At 62.6% G+C, this 16,101-nt stretch carries 19 protein-coding genes; 9 read left to right on the top strand and 10 right to left on the bottom strand.

The window, feature by feature from the left end; genetic code table 11:
- From addA to EN984_RS03605, 4 genes are all read left to right on the top strand, one after another.
- Nucleotides 1-2,791, top strand: a 2,791-nt coding sequence (addA, locus tag EN984_RS03620; protein ID WP_127383631.1) for a double-strand break repair helicase AddA, incomplete at its 5' end; no start/stop codon positions are given.
- 75 nt (nucleotides 2,792-2,866) lie between these two features.
- Entirely contained in the window at nucleotides 2,867-3,190 is a 324-nt protein-coding gene (trxA, locus tag EN984_RS03615; protein WP_127268389.1) for a thioredoxin, read from the top strand.
- 131 nt (nucleotides 3,191-3,321) lie between these two features.
- The gene (locus EN984_RS03610; protein WP_127268388.1) at nucleotides 3,322-3,603 is read left to right on the top strand and encodes a cupin domain-containing protein; all 282 of its coding nucleotides are present in this window, start codon (nucleotides 3,322-3,324) and stop codon (nucleotides 3,601-3,603) included.
- Nucleotides 3,604-3,671: 68 nt separating this feature from the next.
- Nucleotides 3,672-3,890, top strand: a complete 219-nt coding sequence (locus EN984_RS03605; protein ID WP_127268387.1) for a plasmid stabilization protein — start codon at nucleotides 3,672-3,674, stop codon at nucleotides 3,888-3,890.
- A gap of 52 nt (nucleotides 3,891-3,942) precedes the next feature.
- On the opposite strand, the gene EN984_RS03600 is transcribed toward EN984_RS03605, so the two are convergent.
- From EN984_RS03600 to EN984_RS03575, 6 genes are all read right to left on the bottom strand, one after another.
- Nucleotides 3,943-4,362, bottom strand: a complete 420-nt coding sequence (locus EN984_RS03600) for a VOC family protein (RefSeq protein WP_127268386.1) — start codon at nucleotides 4,360-4,362, stop codon at nucleotides 3,943-3,945.
- Nucleotides 4,363-4,390: 28 nt separating this feature from the next.
- On the bottom strand, nucleotides 4,391-5,716 hold the full coding sequence (locus EN984_RS03595) for a folylpolyglutamate synthase/dihydrofolate synthase family protein (RefSeq protein ID WP_127301845.1): 1,326 nt from the start codon (nucleotides 5,714-5,716) through the stop codon (nucleotides 4,391-4,393).
- 119 nt (nucleotides 5,717-5,835) lie between these two features.
- The gene (gene accD, locus EN984_RS03590) at nucleotides 5,836-6,762 is read right to left on the bottom strand and encodes an acetyl-CoA carboxylase, carboxyltransferase subunit beta (RefSeq protein ID WP_013528321.1); all 927 of its coding nucleotides are present in this window, start codon (nucleotides 6,760-6,762) and stop codon (nucleotides 5,836-5,838) included.
- A 45-nt stretch (nucleotides 6,763-6,807) separates the two neighbouring features.
- On the bottom strand, nucleotides 6,808-7,647 hold the full coding sequence (gene trpA / locus EN984_RS03585; RefSeq protein WP_127269346.1) for a tryptophan synthase subunit alpha: 840 nt from the start codon (nucleotides 7,645-7,647) through the stop codon (nucleotides 6,808-6,810).
- Nucleotides 7,648-7,710: 63 nt separating this feature from the next.
- Nucleotides 7,711-8,931: a tryptophan synthase subunit beta gene (gene trpB, locus EN984_RS03580; protein WP_127269345.1), complete on the bottom strand. Its 1,221-nt coding sequence runs from the start codon at nucleotides 8,929-8,931 to the stop codon at nucleotides 7,711-7,713.
- A gap of 92 nt (nucleotides 8,932-9,023) precedes the next feature.
- Nucleotides 9,024-9,683, bottom strand: coding sequence for a phosphoribosylanthranilate isomerase (locus tag EN984_RS03575; RefSeq protein WP_127269344.1), 660 nt, complete (start codon nucleotides 9,681-9,683; stop codon nucleotides 9,024-9,026).
- Nucleotides 9,684-9,795: 112 nt separating this feature from the next.
- On the opposite strand from EN984_RS03575, the gene EN984_RS03570 reads away from it, so the two are divergent.
- Nucleotides 9,796-10,014 carry a hypothetical protein gene (locus EN984_RS03570; RefSeq protein WP_127269343.1) on the top strand — a complete coding sequence of 73 codons (219 nt, stop codon included), beginning with the start codon at nucleotides 9,796-9,798 and terminating at the stop codon, nucleotides 10,012-10,014.
- 5 nt (nucleotides 10,015-10,019) lie between these two features.
- On the opposite strand, the gene EN984_RS03565 is transcribed toward EN984_RS03570, so the two are convergent.
- The 4 genes from EN984_RS03565 to EN984_RS03550 all read right to left on the bottom strand — a co-directional run bounded on the left by EN984_RS03565 (nucleotide 10,020) and on the right by EN984_RS03550 (nucleotide 13,392).
- Nucleotides 10,020-10,778, bottom strand: a complete 759-nt coding sequence (locus EN984_RS03565) for a M48 family metallopeptidase (RefSeq protein WP_127270177.1) — start codon at nucleotides 10,776-10,778, stop codon at nucleotides 10,020-10,022.
- 100 nt (nucleotides 10,779-10,878) lie between these two features.
- Nucleotides 10,879-11,361, bottom strand: coding sequence for a DUF2852 domain-containing protein (locus tag EN984_RS03560; RefSeq protein ID WP_127266800.1), 483 nt, complete (start codon nucleotides 11,359-11,361; stop codon nucleotides 10,879-10,881).
- A 118-nt stretch (nucleotides 11,362-11,479) separates the two neighbouring features.
- Nucleotides 11,480-12,622: a benzoate/H(+) symporter BenE family transporter gene (locus EN984_RS03555; protein WP_127266801.1), complete on the bottom strand. Its 1,143-nt coding sequence runs from the start codon at nucleotides 12,620-12,622 to the stop codon at nucleotides 11,480-11,482.
- Nucleotides 12,622-13,392 carry an alpha/beta hydrolase gene (locus EN984_RS03550; protein ID WP_127266802.1) on the bottom strand — a complete coding sequence of 257 codons (771 nt, stop codon included), beginning with the start codon at nucleotides 13,390-13,392 and terminating at the stop codon, nucleotides 12,622-12,624. Before EN984_RS03550 ends, EN984_RS03555 begins: the two co-directional genes overlap by 1 nt.
- A 205-nt stretch (nucleotides 13,393-13,597) precedes the next feature.
- On the opposite strand from EN984_RS03550, the gene infC reads away from it, so the two are divergent.
- The 4 genes from infC (at nucleotide 13,598) to rpmI (ending at nucleotide 16,062) form a co-directional block, all read left to right on the top strand.
- On the top strand, nucleotides 13,598-14,134 hold the full coding sequence (gene infC / locus EN984_RS03545; protein ID WP_013528312.1) for a translation initiation factor IF-3: 537 nt from the start codon (nucleotides 13,598-13,600) through the stop codon (nucleotides 14,132-14,134).
- A gap of 128 nt (nucleotides 14,135-14,262) precedes the next feature.
- Nucleotides 14,263-14,889, top strand: coding sequence for an isoprenylcysteine carboxylmethyltransferase family protein (locus EN984_RS03540; protein ID WP_127266803.1), 627 nt, complete (start codon nucleotides 14,263-14,265; stop codon nucleotides 14,887-14,889).
- A 142-nt stretch (nucleotides 14,890-15,031) separates the two neighbouring features.
- Nucleotides 15,032-15,676: an isoprenylcysteine carboxylmethyltransferase family protein gene (locus EN984_RS03535; protein WP_127266804.1), complete on the top strand. Its 645-nt coding sequence runs from the start codon at nucleotides 15,032-15,034 to the stop codon at nucleotides 15,674-15,676.
- Between the two features lie 182 nt (nucleotides 15,677-15,858).
- Nucleotides 15,859-16,062 carry a 50S ribosomal protein L35 gene (gene rpmI, locus EN984_RS03530; RefSeq protein ID WP_006201248.1) on the top strand — a complete coding sequence of 68 codons (204 nt, stop codon included), beginning with the start codon at nucleotides 15,859-15,861 and terminating at the stop codon, nucleotides 16,060-16,062.
- The last annotated feature ends 39 nt before the right edge of the window (nucleotides 16,063-16,101 follow it).

Raw genomic sequence — 16,101 nt, 5'->3', positions numbered from 1 at the left:
GGTATGGCCGTTGCCGGGTTTCCTGCCCGACTATTTTGCCGGCTTCGCCCACGCAGCCGAGGCCACCGACGCCAGATCGGTGCTGAACAACATCCTGCCCTATGCGCGGCAGGCTTTCGCCGAGGGCGATCCCATTCGGCGCCTGCAACTGCTGGCGCGAGCCTTCCTCAAGACCGATGGCGACGCCTACGACCCGGCAAAGGCCTTCAGGAAGGCCCTGGTCGACCGGCTGCCGGATCTGGCGGAGCGCTATCTCTCGGCCGCCAATGCCATCGTCGAAACCACCGACCGGCTGGCCCTGTTCCGGATGCTGGAGGGTACAAGAGCGGCGCTGACCATCGCCGACTGGCTGATCGCCCGCTACGAAATGCTGAAGCGCAGCCGCGGCTTTCTCGATTTCAACGACCTGATCACCCGCACCGTCAACCTGCTGGCGCGGCCAGACGCCGGCCCCTGGGTGCAATACAAGCTTGACCAGGGCATCGACCATATCCTGCTCGACGAGGCGCAGGACACCAGTCCGGACCAATGGGAAGTGGTGAAACGGCTGGCGGAAGAATTCTTTGCCGGCTTTGGCGCGCGCGACAGGGTCCATCGCACGGTCTTCGCGGTCGGCGACGAGAAGCAGTCGATCTATTCGTTCCAGGGGGCTGCCCCGGACTCCTTCGCCGACAGCCGGCTGTTGTTCGCGGGACGGGTGCGTGACGCCGAGGCGTCCTTTGCCGATCTCAAACTGACCTGGTCGTTCCGCTCGACCGACGACGTTCTTACCGCGGTCGACCGCGTCTTCGCCGACGCGAGCGTGCGGCGCGGCATCAGCCATGATCCCGATCCGCTGCGCCACCAGGCGATCCGCACCGACGCACCGGGCTATGTCGAGGTGTGGCCGTCGGTCGGCGCCGATGTCGTCGATGAGCCCGACGACTGGACGCAAGCCATCGACCATGCGCACGCGCCGGCGGTGCGCGTGGCTGAGAACGTCGCCGCCACAATCGCCGGCTGGATCGGCAGTGGCGAAATCATCGAAGGCCGGGGCAAGCGGCTGCGGCCGGGCGATGTGCTGGTGCTGGTGCGCAAGCGCGACCGCTTCGTCCATGCGCTGACCCGCGCACTCAAACGCCGCGACATTCCGGTTGCCGGCGCCGACCGGCTGAGCCTGCCTGGACACATCGCGGTCAAGGACCTGATTGCGCTCGGTCATCTCCTCATCCAGCCGCAGGACGATCTGTCGCTTGCCGCCGTGTTGCGCAGCCCGATCTTCGATCTGCCGGAAGAGACGCTTTTCACGCTCGCCGCGCAGAGGCCGTCCGGCTTGTCGCTGATCGCGTCGTTGCGACAGCACGCCGGCGAAAGCGAGAGACTGGCGAAGATCGTCGCCCAGGTCGACATCTGGACGAACGAGGCCGCCTTCAAACCGGTGTTCGAGTTTTACGCTGGCCTGCTGGCGCGTGATGGCGTGCGCCGCAAGATGATCGCGCGGCTCGGGCCCGAAGCCGGCGACATTCTCGACGAGTTCCTCAGCTTCTGCCTGGCCGAGGAACGGACCGGCCTGCCGGGGCTGGAAGCCTTCCTGTCGACGCTGGAAAACGCCGGTCCTGAGATCAAGCGCGAGATGGACCAGACCCGCGACGAGGTCCGGGTCATGACCCTGCACGCTGCCAAGGGCCTGGAAGCGCCGGTCGTGTTCCTGGTCGATGGCGGTTCCGCCCCGTTCAGTGACCAGCATCTGCCGCGCCTGATGCCCTTCGATGGCTCCGGCGCGAATTGGGACGGCAAGGGCTATCTCTGGCGCTCTGCCAGCGACGTCGCCAACGGCTTTTCCAAAGCAGCGGCGGCGCGGGCACGGGAACTCGCCGACGACGAATACCGCCGGCTGCTCTATGTCGGCATGACCCGTGCCGAGGACCGGCTGATCGTCTGCGGCTATCACGGCAAGCGAGCGCCGAACGCCGGCACCTGGCATTCGATCGTCAGCCGCGCGTTGATCGGTGCGCCGGAAAGCGAGCAGCGTGCGCATCCCGCCGGCGGCGAGCCGGTGCATCGTTTCCATGTCACCAAGCTGCCGCCGGTCGCACTGGCTTCCGGCGAGCAGGCGCGGCCGACGGATGCTTTCGGACCTCTGCCGGCGACCTTGTTCCGGCCCTTGCCCCCCTTCGAGGATCTGCCGCGTCCGCTGTCGCCATCCGGTGCTGCGGCGCTGATAGACGAAGGCAAGGAAGCTGTGGTCGACAAGGCGTCGCCGGTGCTCGACGCCGATGCCGAGCCGGGCTTTGCGGTGCTGCGCGGGCTTGCCCTTCACAAACTGCTGCAGATGCTGCCGGGCATTGCCGAGCCCGAACGCCAGCGCGCGGCGGAGCGCTATCTCTTGCGAACGGGTGCGGACTGGCCTCCGTCAGAGCGCGAAAAAGCCCTGGCGTCGGTCACATCAATCCTTGCGGATCCCGGCCTCGGTCAGCTGTTTGCGCCGTCGTCGCGTGCTGAGGTCGCGATCATGGGCAGCCTGGAAGTAAAGGGCAAAAAGCGCTCGATTTCCGGCAAGATCGACCGGTTGGCGGTGACGTCGGACACGGTCTCGATCGTCGACTACAAGACCAACCGGCCGGCGCCCTCCACTCTGGCCGAGGTGCCGCCGGCCTACCTGCTCCAGCTCGCGCTCTATCGCGCCCTGTTGCAGCCGCTCTATCCCGGCCGCACGGTCAAGGCGGCCCTGCTGTTCACCGAGGCGCCGCGGCTGATCGAGCTGCCAGCCGGTGCCATGGACGACGCCCTTGCCCGACTCACGGGAGCGTGACACAACACCTGCTTGAAGAAGGGCGCGATCACCACCACATTTGGTGGGACAAAAACTTTCAAAAGGATTTTCCATATGGCAACCGTGAAGGTCGACAAGAGCAACTTCCAGGCCGACGTGCTTGACGCCAACGTACCGGTCGTCGTCGATTTCTGGGCGGAATGGTGCGGTCCCTGCAAGATGATCGCGCCGGCGCTCGAAGACATTGCCACCGAACTCGGCGCCAAGGTGAAGATCGCCAAGCTCAACATCGACGAGAATCCGGAGCTTGCCGCCCAGTTCGGCGTGCGCTCGATCCCGACGCTGATGATCTTCAAGGGCGGCGAAATGGCCGACAAGAAGGTCGGTGCGGCGCCCAAGACCGCGCTGTCGCACTGGATCAACGGCAATCTCGCCTGATCCATCTGAAATTCATATGACCATCAAGCCCGGCCTCGCGCCGGGCTTTTTGTTGGCGTCATCGGTGCGTGGCTCTGGCTCTCGCGTCCGGCCACTCCATGTCATCTGCTTGAGCCAGACAGGAGAACCCCATGACCGGATCCGCCAAGGCCACCGTATTCATCGACAATGAGCGCGTCATCGTCACCGAGTACCGCTTCGCACCGGGCGAAAACACCGGCTGGCATCGCCACGGCCACGACTATGTCGTCGTGCCGCTGATGGACGGCAAGGTGAAGCTGTTGACCAAGGACGGCGAGACCTTCGCCGAGATGAAGAAGGGCGCGCCCTATTTCCGCAAAGAGGGCGTCGAACATGACGTCATCAACGCCAACGAAGGCGAATATGCCTTTATCGAGATCGAATTGAGGTGACGGCATGCCATCATGTGCCATCTTGATGGGCGCTGAGAGACTACATCTTCTAGAAAGGGGAGTTTGAAATGGCCGAACCCCAGCTTTCCGTCCGCAGCGCAAAAGCACGAGATATTGCTCATCGACTCGCTCGTCGCGAAAACCGTTCAATAGCTGATATCGTCGAACGCGCACTTGAATCCTATGAGATTCGGGAGGCCGGGCGAGAACCGGCCTCCCTCTTCTATTCCCGCCTGACGGCAAGCATCGGCGTCGACATCGATCTGGAAGCAATCATACCATTGTGATTTCAGAGACCCTTAGAAAGGCGCCTGATGCGGTGTCATGGCTTGGCTGGTCTCACCAATCAGCGATGCGGTCGTCGCCGGTGAATTGTGCGCTTTTCTGGGTGTACTCGAACAACTCGATTTTCACGTCGTTTGGATCGCGGATCCAGGCCTGAAATGTGTCATCGCAGGCCAGTTTCTTTGAGGTGACGTCGACACCTTTCGACCTGATGTGGGCGATCGCGGCATCAATGTTCTCCACTTCTAGGCAGAAGTGGTTGATCTGGTTCAGGTCGCCATAGCGGGCCTCGTTTTTCCCGAACACCTCGACATGGCTGCCGCCGCCGCAATCGAGGTAGAACCCGAAAATCTTGCCGTCACGCAGGAAATTGAAGCAGGTGTCCATGCCCAGCACGTCGCGATAGAAGCTTCGTGTCGCTTCAAGGTCGTTGGCGAAGATGCAGACGTGAGCGAGCTGCTTGACCTTGATCATGACAGGTTCCTCGCAGAAAAATCCGCCTTCAGGTCGGCGGGGTGCCGTTCTCGGCCAGCACCGCGCCGGTCAGATACAACGAACCGCTGATCAGGATGCGTGGCGCCGGACCGTCCCAGGTGTCGCGCAGCAGCATCAGCGCGCTGGCGACGGAACTCACCGGCTCGGCGGTCAGCCCGGCTTCCGTCGCGCGGACCGCCAGTTCGTCGTTTGGCACGCCGGCCTCGCTAAGGCTCACCGGCACCGTGTAGACATGCCGGGCGAGGCCCTTGAAGGCACGGAAATAGCCGCTCTGGTCCTTGGTGTTGATCATGCCCGAGATGAGGAACAGCGGACGCGGGTTCTTCTCTTCCTGCTCGGCCAACGCTTCGGCAACCACCACGCCGGCCCCCGGATTGTGGCCACCGTCGAGCCAGATATCGGCGCCCTTGGGTGCCAGTTCGGCCAGCCGGCCCTGCATCAGCTTCTGCATACGCCCTGGCCAGGCGACATTGATCATCGCCTTTTCGGCGGCGCGATGGCTGATCTCGAAACCGGCCGCCTTGACCGCGGCGATCGCCGCCGCCGCATTGGCGAACTGATGGCGTCCGGGCAGCCTGGGCGGTGGCAGGTCCATCAAGCCGTCTTCGTCCTGGTAGACCATGCGGCCGTTTTCCTCGAAGGCAAGGAAGTCCTGGCCGTAGACGAAGGTGGGGCATTCAAGCCGCTCGGCGGTTTCGATCAGCACCTGCAGCGCCGTTTCGCTCTCCTGCGCGCCGATGACCACCGGACAGCCGGGCTTGATAATACCGGCCTTTTCGGCCGCGATCAGTTCGACACGGTCCCCGAGATAGGCCTCGTGGTCGAGCGACACCGGCATGATCACTGACACGGCCGGCTCCTTGACGACATTGGTCGCGTCGAAGCGGCCGCCGAGCCCGACCTCGATGATGGCGGCGTCGGCCTGGTGTTCGGAAAACAAGAGGAAGGTGACGGCGGTGAGAATCTCGAAGACGGTGATCTTCTCGCCTTCATTGGCTCTGGCCGCACGGGCAATAGCATCGGCGAAAACCCTGTCCTCGACCAGCCTGCCGCCGCCATCGGCGGCCAGCCGGTAACGCTCATACCAGTTGACCAGATGCGGCGAGGTGTGAACATGGACGCGGTAGTCCGCTGCCTCGAGCAGGGCGCGCGAAAAGGCGGCGCACGAGCCTTTGCCGTTGGTGCCGGCGATGTGGATGACCGGTGGCAGCCGATCCTGCGGATCGTCAAGCCGCTCCAGCAGCCGCGAAATGCGGTCGAGCGAAAGGTCGAAGCCTTTCGGATGAAGCGCCATCAGGGCTTCGATTTCGCGGTCGGCGGCAAGCGTCGTCATGGCAGAATCCTAGCGCATGAGCCGTGAAAACCAGAATCGGTTTCGGATGGCTATGGCAATCAAAAGCTACAGCGCGCCGAAGCACCCGTGCAATCGCGGTCGCGGCGCTTCGTGTCGCTTCAGGCTTGCGGCCGAGCTTCCGCGGCGACCACCGCCGGCGGCAGGATTTCCGGCTCCAGCGTTTTTTGCTCTTCCGGCAGCTTGAGCAGCATCTTGAGCAGGCGCGCGATCGTTTCACGCATTTCCAGCCTGGATACGACCATGTCGACCATGCCGTGCTCCATCAGATATTCGGAGCGCTGGAAGCCGTCGGGCAATTTCTCGCGGATCGTCTGTTCGATGACGCGCGGTCCGGCAAAGCCGATCAGCGCGCCGGGCTCGGCAATGTGCACGTCGCCCAGCATGGCATAGGAGGCGGTCACGCCGCCCGTGGTCGGGTTGGTCAAAACGACGATGTAGGGCAGGCCGGCTTCCTTCAGCCGGTCGACACCAACCGTTGTCCGCGGCAATTGCATCAGGGACAAAATACCTTCCTGCATGCGCGCGCCGCCGGAAGCGGCGAACAGGATCAGCGGCCGCTTGCGCTGCAGGGCCACTTCGAAGCCATGCACGATGGCGTCGCCAGCGGCCATGCCGAGCGAGCCGCCCATGAAGGCGAAATCCTGCACCGTGACCACCACCGGCAGACCCTCGACGGTGCCCAGCGCATTGATGATCGCGTCCTCAAGGCCGGTCTTGGCCTTGGCGTCCTTCAACCGGTCGACATAGCGCTTCTCGTCGCGGAATTTCAGCGGATCCTGCATCACCTTGGGGTTGTCCAGGGTCTCGTATTTGCCGCCATCGAAGAAGAATTTCAGCCGCTCCTTGGCCGAGATCTTCATGTGATGGCCGGACGACGGAATGACGAACTGGTTGGATTCCAGGTCCTTGTGGAACACCATCTCGCCGGTCTCCGGATCCTTGATCCAGAGGTTCTCGGGCATGTCGGTGCGCCGGCCGAGCATCGAATTGATCTTCGGGCGAACGTAATTGGTGATCCAGTTCATCGCTTCGGCTCCTGTCCTGACGAGGATTGGGAAGAGGTAGGAGAACTATTCGGCAGCAGCAAGGCGGGCCGAACGCACGCCTTGCGCAAGGCCGCTGACCAGCGTGGCGACGGCTTCGGCCGGATCGGCGGTCTTTTCGCCCTTCGGTCCCAGCACATTGGCAACCGCATTGACGATCGCGGTGCCGACGACGACACCGTCGGCATTGGCGCCGATCACCCGGGCCTGCTCGGCGGTCTTGACGCCGAAGCCGACGCAGACCGGCAGGTCGGTGTGGCCCTTGATGCGCTTGACCGCCGCCGCCACCTTGCCGGTGTCGGCCAGCGCCGAGCCGGTGATGCCGGTCATCGACACATAGTAGACGAAGCCCGACGTGTTCTGCAGCACTTTCGGCAGGCGCTTGTCGTCGGTCGTCGGTGTCGCCAGCCGGATGAAATTGATGCCGGCCTTGAGCGCCGGAATGCACAGTTCCTCGTCCATCTCGGGCGGCAGGTCGACGACGATCAGCCCGTCAATGCCGCTGGCGATCGCGTCCTTGAGGAAGCGGTCGACGCCATAGATGTAGATCGGATTGTAGTAGCCCATCAGCACGATCGGCGTTTCATTGTCACTGGTCCGGAAGTCGGCCGCCATCTTCAGCGTCTTGACCAGCGTCTGGCCGCCCTTCAGCGCCCGCAGGCCCGCCGCCTGGATCGCCGGGCCGTCGGCCATCGGGTCGGAAAACGGCATGCCGAGCTCGATGATGTCGGCGCCGGCCTTGGGCAGTGCCTTCATAATCGACAAGGAGGTGTCGTAGTCAGGGTCGCCGCCCATGAAATAGGTGACGAGCGCCGGGCGGCCTTCGGCTTTCAGTTTTGCCATGCGGCGGTCGATGCGGGTCACCATGTCTGGCCCTTTGGACGAATTTTGCTCATAATCAACTCCCAAATCGAAACTGTCCAAAGGGGCCTAGATCTCCATACCCAGCATCGAGGCCACCGTATGCACGTCCTTGTCGCCACGGCCGGACAGGTTGACGATGACGATCTGGTCCTTGTCCATGGCGGGCACGATCTTCACCGCATGCGCAATGGCATGCGCGGATTCCAGCGCCGGGATGATGCCTTCGACGCGCGTCGTCAGCTTGAAGGCCTCGAGCGCCTCGTCGTCGAGGATCGGCACGTATTCGACGCGGCCTGAATCGCGCAGCCAGGAATGCTCGGGGCCGACGCCGGGATAATCGAGACCGGCCGAGATAGAATGGCCGTCCATGATCTGTCCGTCGGCGTTCTGCAGGAGATAGGTGCGGTTGCCATGCAGCACGCCCGGCGCGCCGGCATTCATCGAGGCGCAATGCTCGATGCCGTCAAGGCCGCGTCCGCCGGCCTCGATGCCGATGATGCGGACCTCTTTGTCGTCGAGGAAGGGATGGAACAGGCCGATGGCGTTCGAACCACCGCCGACAGCGGCGATGATGGTGTCCGGCAGTCGGCCTTCCTGCTCTAGGATCTGCGCCCGCGCTTCGGTGCCGATTACCGACTGGAAGTCGCGCACCAGCTCCGGATAGGGATGCGGGCCGGCGGCGGTGCCGATCAGGTAATAGGTGTCCTCGACATTGGTCACCCAGTCGCGCAACGCCTCGTTCATGGCGTCCTTCAGCGTGCCGTGACCAGCGGTCACCGGGCGCACTTCGGCGCCGAGCAGCTTCATGCGGAAGACATTGGGGCTTTGCCGGGCGACGTCGGTGGCGCCCATATAGACGACGCAGGGGAAGCCGAAGCGGGCCGCGACCGTGGCCGATGCCACGCCATGCTGGCCGGCGCCGGTCTCGGCGATGATGCGCTTCTTGCCCATGCGCTTGGCCAGCAGGATCTGGCCGAGGCAGTTGTTGATCTTGTGCGAACCGGTGTGGTTCAAATCCTCGCGCTTGAAATAGACCTTTGCGCCGCCGAGATGCTTCGTGAGGCCTTCGGCGAAATAGAGCTTCGAGGGTCGCCCGGCATAATGGGTCGACAGGTCAGTCAGCTCGGCCCTGAAATTCGCATCGTTCTTGACCTCGTTCCAGTGCTGCTCCAGATCGAGGATCAGCGGCATCAGCGTTTCGGCAACGAAACGACCGCCGAAAATGCCGAACATGCCCTGTTCATCGGGTCCGGTGCGGAAGGAATTGGGTGTCGCCGGCTTGTTCATCGCCGATCTCCTGGCATCTTGACTTATGAAGCATGTCCTTGTCGGAAAACCGGTTCCCACTTTTCCGGGACATGCTCTGGTTTAAGGCACTACTAGGCTGCGCGGGTGTTCCGCGCGGTCCTGACGGCCCGGAAAAACTGTTCGATCAGCGCCGGATCCTTGACGCCCGGTGCGCTTTCCACGCCTGAGGAAATGTCTATTCCGGGCGGGTCGGCAAGCCGAAGGGCATCGCCGATATTGGCGGCGTTGAGCCCACCGGAAAGCATGTAATCGACGCCGCCGTCAAGGCCGACAAGAATGCGCCAGTCGAAGGCAACACCATTGCCGCCCGGCAGTTCTGAGCCTTTCGGCGGCTTGGCGTCGAACAGGAACCGGTCTGATATGCCGATGAATGGCTTTATCCGTTCGAGATCGGCAGCCTCGCTGAGCGGCAGCGCCTTCATCACCGGCAAACCATAACGGGCTTTGACCTCGGCGACGCGCTCGGGCGTTTCCGCGCCATGCAGTTGCAGCATGTCGGGCTGCATTTGGGCAAGGATTTCATCCAGGAAAGCGTCGCTGGCATCGACGATGACAGCAACCGCCATCGCCTTGCCGCGCGCCGCCTCGCGCAGGCGGCCAGCCTCGGCGGGTTCGACATAGCGTGGGCTTTTGGCGAAGAAGATAAACCCGACATGGCTGGCGCCGCCGGCCAGCGCCGCGGCCATTGCCGCGTCGGTCTTCAAGCCGCAGATCTTGATGTCGAGTGCCATGGCGCGGGAATTGGCATGAAAAGCGAAAAGAGTCGAGAAAAAGCATGCTGTTTGCCGGCGCGGCCAAAGGCGCTACCTATGGATGAACAGGACACACTGCGGGAGCATGACCATGACCGACAGGACAATTGCCGAACTCAGGCAGAAGATCGCGCAGGCGCGCGAGGTCATCGCGCACCTGATCGACAAGGCCGCCTTCGACGGCGCCGAGGCGCACCGCGCGCTCGACTATTTTGGCAGCGATGAATTCGACGGCAATTTCCTGCCGTGGCCGCATCATGGCGATGAGGGGCTACGGCCTGAGGACTTGAACGCCGCCAACGACGACTGAGCGATCTACTCGAACATGATCGCCTGCAGCGCACCGCCATTGCGCTTCAGCCAGTCCTTGCAGCGATCGGTGTCGGGGCAGAGCTTTTCGCACAATTTCCAGAATTTCGGACCGTGGTTCATCTCCTTGAGATGCGCCACTTCATGCGCGACGAGGTAGTTGATGACCGGCGACGGCGCCATCATGATGCGCCAGGAAAAGGACAGATTGCCTTCGGAGGTGCATGACCCCCAGCGGCTTGATGTGTCCTTGAAGCGGATAGCCTTGGCGCGCTTGCCGAGCGCCTCGGTGTGTTTGGCCACCAGCTTCTCGATTTCCTTCTTGGCCTCGCGCTTGAGGAAATCGGCGAGGCGGCGCGGCAGATGTATGCGGTCGCCATGCACGATCAAGAGCGGACCACGTTCGTCGCGCGACACGGTGACGGTGCCGCGCTTTGACGGTTCATGGACGATGCGGTGCGGCACGCCGCGCAGCGGGATCCTGATGCCGGGCCGCACCTGCGGCCGCGTCGGCACCTTGGCCAGTCGCTGCTCCAGCCAGTCCTGGTGCCGCTCGAGGAACCTGTCCACTTCGCCGCGGCGCAGGCCTGGCGGCACGGTTATGCGTAGACCCTGGCCGCCTGAATCGATGCGCAGCGTCATTCGGCGCGCCCTGGCGCTCTCGACGATCTTAAGCGGCAGCGTGCGGCCGGCGACGCAATATTCGCGCTCCACGACAGGCGTGGGCTTGGGCTTTGTCAGATTGCGAAAGAAGCCGAGAGTCATGGCGGGACGATACGCGATTCGAGAAAAACGACTAGAACAAAAAAGAAACGGCGCCGCTCGCGCGACGCCGTTTTTTCACGATGTGGCCAGTCGCTTGGCCTCAGTCGTCAAGCAGGTTCGAGCCCTTGCCACGCTTGGTGGTCGTCGTTCCGGTGCTTGGATCGGTCTTCGTCGGAGCCGTCGACTTGTTGCGGTTGGCCATGAACCGGTCGAACTCGTCCTGGTCCTTGGCGCGGCGCAATTCGCGGGCATACTCGTCGAACTGGGTCAGCATCTCGTCGAGCTTGCGGCGCTCTTCGTTCAGCCGCTCAAGTTCCTTTTCGCGCCAGTCGTCGAAAGCGACGTTGCCGGTGCGGGCGGAGCCATTGCCCCAGCGCGCGGCCTTGTCGGAACCGCGGCGGCAGCCGGCGAAGATGCCGTCGGTCGCGCGGTTGACGTCACGCTTGAAGCCATCGAGGCGGTCGCCCCAGATGATGTAGGCGAGCATGGCGAAGCCGAGTGGCCAGAACACCATGAAACCTACAACCATCAACGCGATGGTTGCCGGCGTCCAGGCCGGACGGATCAATGCGGATGCGTTCATTTTCTCCCATTCCTTCGGTTGGAGACAGCCAAATCCGGGCTGCGTGGAATCGAAATGGGAAGAGAAAAACGGCGATTCAAGACAATGTCCGCCAAATCCGGACAAGCATCTGAAATGATTATCGCTTTTTGATCATATCGAGGAAAAGCACGACCAGCCCGGCAATCAGGCCCCAGAATGCGGCGCCAACGCCGAACAGCGTCAGACCCGACGCGGTGACGACAAAGGTGACGGTGGCGGCCATGCGATCCGCCTCTTCCTTCAGCGCGATAGACAGCGCGTTGGCGAGCGACGCCATCAGCGCCAGGCCTGCCACCAGCACGATCAGGCTCTGCGGCAGCACCGCGAAGATCGCCACCAGCGAAGCGCCGAAAATCGCAAAGATGAGATAGGCGAGCGCATAGAACGGCCCGGTCTTCCAGCGCTCGGCGGGATCGGGGTGGACGTCCGGTCCGGTGCAGATCGCCGCCGAGATCGCCGCCAGATTGGTCGTCGAGCCGCCGAACGGCGCCGACAGCAACGAAAACAGGCCCGTGACGCCGATCAGCGGGCCGGGCTCCGGGTGATAGCCGGCGGCGCGCAGCACGGCGAGGCCGGACAGGTTTTGCGACGCCATGGTGACGAGGTAGAGCGGCAGTGCCAGGCCGATCACCGCCTTGGTGGTGAAGTCAGGCGCAATCAGCGTCAGCGTCGACAGTTCCGGTGTCGGCAGGCCACCGACACGGCCGGTGAGGAAAGCGGCGAGGCCACCGCCGATCAGAACCGCCAGCACCGACAGCGCCGGGTTGAACAGCCTGATAACGAAGAAGGCAGCGATCAGCGGCAGGATCAGCCACGGGTCGATTGGAATGGTTTTCACCGCATTGAGCGCGAAGGTGACGACGATGCCGGCCAGCATGCCCGAGGCAACGGAGGGCGGTATCCTCGAGATCAGCTTGGTCAGGGGCCGAAACAGCCCTGTGGCGATCAGAAGGACGCCGGTGACGATGAAGGCGGCGACGGCCTCGCTCATCGAAAAGCCGCTCGATGCCGCGATCAGCGCCAGGCCCGGCGTCGACCAGGCGGTGATGACAGGCATTTTCGTGCGCCATGACAGCCACAGGCTCTCGATCGCCATGGCCAGGCAGATCGTCGTCACCCAGCTTGCCGTCTCGATCTGCGTCGCACCGACTGCGGTGGCGGCGGCGATGACGATGGCCAGCGTGCCGCCGAAGCCGACGATCGCCGCGACGAAGGCGGATATCGGGATGGAAAGGCGCATCAGTTTCCCCTCTGCGCCATCGCATCGACAGCCCTAACCAGCATGTCGAGATCCTGCGGTCGCGACAGGCGATGGTCGCCGTCGGGGATCAGTGACAGTGTCACGTCGTCGGCGGGCAGCAGGCTGACCAGCTTCAGCGCATGGCTTGCCGGCACATCTGCATCGGCCAGGCCCTGCAGGATGTGCACCGGGCAATGGGTGTCGATCGGGCCTGTCATTGTCAGGTTGTCGCGCCCGTCCTCGATCAGCGCGCGGGTGTAGATGTAGGGTTCCGTGGAATAGTCCGACGGCTCTTCGAAGAACCCTTTTTTGGCGAGATCGCGCTTCTGCGCCTTGGTCAGCACCGGTTCGACCAGTTCGGCGGTGAAATCCGGGGCCGGCGCCAGCAGCACCAGGCCGGCGACGTTGCTATCGCCTGCCTTGCGCAATTCCTGCACCATGCGCAGCGCGATCCAGGCGCCCATCGAGGAGCCGACCAGGATCTGGCTGCCCCGGGTGAAATGCCGGAACACGGCAAGGCTTTGTGCAAGCCATGTCGAAATCGTGCCGTCGGCGAAGGCGCCGCCGGATTCGCCATGGCCGGAATAATCGTGGCGCAGGAAGGCTCGGCCCTCGCTTGCCGCCCAGTCCGACAGCGTCTGAGCTTTCGTGCCCAGCATGTCCGACTTGTAGCCGCCGAGCCAGACGATGCCTGGCGCAGAGCCAGCAGTATGGCGCACCGCGATGCGCGATCCATCTACATCCAGAAAGATTGGGGGCGTGGCAGTCATGGCTTTTCCTCAACGCCGGTCTTGTGACACGGACGGTGGCGTGGCGAAAAGTGCTCACGATGTTGTTTGTTTGGTGCAGAGCAGCGATCAGGGTGATTTTCTGTCAATGCTGTGCTATTGACTCCGCCCGCGCGCTCACCACATTGGCGCGTCCATGCATCAACACTGACAGACCCTGAACGAAACGGCCAAGGAGACCACGACCATTCGCAGACCTTTCAAAGCAGCGGCGCCGACCAAGGATGGCCCGCGCTCCAACCGTGACATCCGGGTTCCCCGGGTCCAGCTTATCGACGCCGAAGGCCAGAACCGCGGCGATGTTTCCATCAACGACGCATTGCTGCTCGCCGAAGAGGCTGGGCTCGATCTCGTCGAGATATCGCCCAATGCGGTGCCCCCCGTCGTCAAGATACTCGATCTCGGCAAACTGAAATACGCCAACCAGAAGAAGGCGGCCGAGGCGCGCAAGAACCAGAAGGTCATCGAGATCAAGGAGATCAAGATGCGCCCGAACATCGACAGCCATGACTACGAGACCAAGATGAAGGCGGTTCGCCGCTTCTTCGAGGAAGGCGACAAGGTCAAGCTGACGCTGCGCTTCCGTGGCCGCGAGATGGCGCATATGGAACTCGGCATGCAGCTTCTGAACAAGGTCCGCGAGGAAGTGGCGACGATCGCCAAGGTCGAGGCGGAACCGAAGCTCGAAGGCCGCCAGATGATGATGGTGCTGTCGCCGCGCTAGAGCGATCCCCGTCAAAAGCAAAGGCCGCTTCGGCGGCCTTTTGTTTGTTTTGTCTTCGCCATGATTTCTCCGCAAGTTGCATCGACAAGGATTCTGGTTGCCGGTCCTCGCGGCAAAAGGATTCTGCCATGACCGCTGCGGCACGTTCTACGAGTGAAATGGGTCGCTATCAGCGGCGCCGGCGCGTCCTGCTGGCGCTGCTAATCGGTGCTTTTTGCGCTTTGCTGATCTTCGGCGGCTCCCCGCACGATGAACTAACCCACGAACGCATAGAGGCGCACGGGATCGCCCTGATACTGATCGGGATCGGCGGCCGGCTCTGGTCGATCCTCTATATCGGCGGCCGCAAGTCGGCCGAAGTGGTTGCAACCGGCCCATATTCGGTGATGCGCAACCCGCTGTATTTTTTCTCCACCGTAGCAGCCGTCGGCATCGGCACCCAGACCGGCAGCGCGATCGTCGCGGTAGCGTCGGCGGTTTTGTGCGCGGCCGCGTTCCACATCGTCACGCTGCGCGAGGAACGGCATTTGACGACCGTGCTCGGGGCGCCGTACAAGGACTACGTCGCACGGGTGCCGCGCTTTTTTCCCAATCCCCGACTTTATCGCGATCAGGCCGAGGTCACCTTCACACCGCGCATCTTCAATCACACGCTGCGCGACAGCTTGATGTTTCTGGTTTCCATACCGTTTTTCGAACTCATCGAGTCCGGACAGGAAAGCGGTGTAATTCCCGTCCTCTTCTGGCTGTATTGAGCGGCGGTAGGCAGTCAAAAAAGGCGACGTGCATTAAATCCGCCTGAATTATCCTGCAAGTCATCCCAACGATCGGCGAGGCCCTGTTTTCTTGGCCAGAAGCTGCGATCGCCGGCAAATTTTTCGACGATCGGATTCCGCCATGGTCAATGAAATCAAGTCTGCGCCCGTCGAGGCACACGGGCTGGGCGGCTATCAGCATATGCGCCGCATGGTGCTTGCGGTGCTGGTGGTGGTGCTGTTTCTGGCACTGCTGTTCGGCCAATCAAGTTTTCCGCCTGAAACCTGGGTGCATGAGTCGATCGAAATGTTCGGCGTGCTGCTGATTTTCCTCGGCATCGTCGGGCGCCTTTGGGCGACGCTCTACATAGGCGGGCGCAAATCTTCCGAGGTGGTGACCGGTGGGCCCTACTCGATAACCCGCAACCCGCTCTATGTGTTCTCGACCGTAGCCGCGGCCGGCGTCGGTGCGCAGATCGGCTCGTTCTCCGGCATCATTCTCTTTGCGCTGCTGTGCGCGGGTGCCTTCCACATCGTCATCCTGCGCGAAGAGAAGTTCCTCAAGGAAGCGCTCGGCGCGCCGTACCAGGCCTATCTGGAGAAGGTGCCGCGCTTCTTCCCGAAGCTGTCGCTCTACCAGGAGGGCGATACGGGCAGCTTCAAGCCCCGCCTGCTGCTGACCACGCTGCTCGACGGCCTGGTGTTTCTCATCGCCCTGCCGGCCTTCGAATTGATAGACGGAGCCCAGCTGTCAGGCATGTTGCCGGTCTGGTTCACGCTGCCCTGACCAAGGACACAGCGCCGCATCTCCACAGGTGTTGCGCGCGGGCCGTCTTTAACGTATAGGACCGCCGTTCAAGAAAACCGCCCGGCAGGGCATGCCGTGGCGGTTTCATTTGCTTTTCGGGCTTTGGTCGGCCCGAAGCGAACAAGAAGCGCGATAGTGCGCCAACAATACGGAGTAGCAAAATGCCCAAGATGAAGACCAAATCGGCCGCCAAGAAGCGGTTCAAGATCACAGGTACGGGTAAAGTCCTGTCGGCTGCTGCCGGCAAGCGTCACGGCATGATCAAGCGTTCCAACAAGTTCATTCGAAATGCCCGCGGCACGATGGTTCTGGCTGAACCGGATGGCAAGAAGGTCATCAAGAATTTTCTGCCGAACGGCCTCTAAGGCGTGATGCCAAAAAGTTGCAGACTTTTTGGATAACAT

It is taken from the genome of Mesorhizobium sp. M7A.F.Ca.CA.004.12.1.1, assembly GCF_003997835.1.
Classification (GTDB): Bacteria; Pseudomonadota; Alphaproteobacteria; order Rhizobiales; family Rhizobiaceae; genus Mesorhizobium.
Note: the sequence above shows the minus strand (reverse complement) of the source record. Positions and strands in the feature narration are given on the sequence as shown.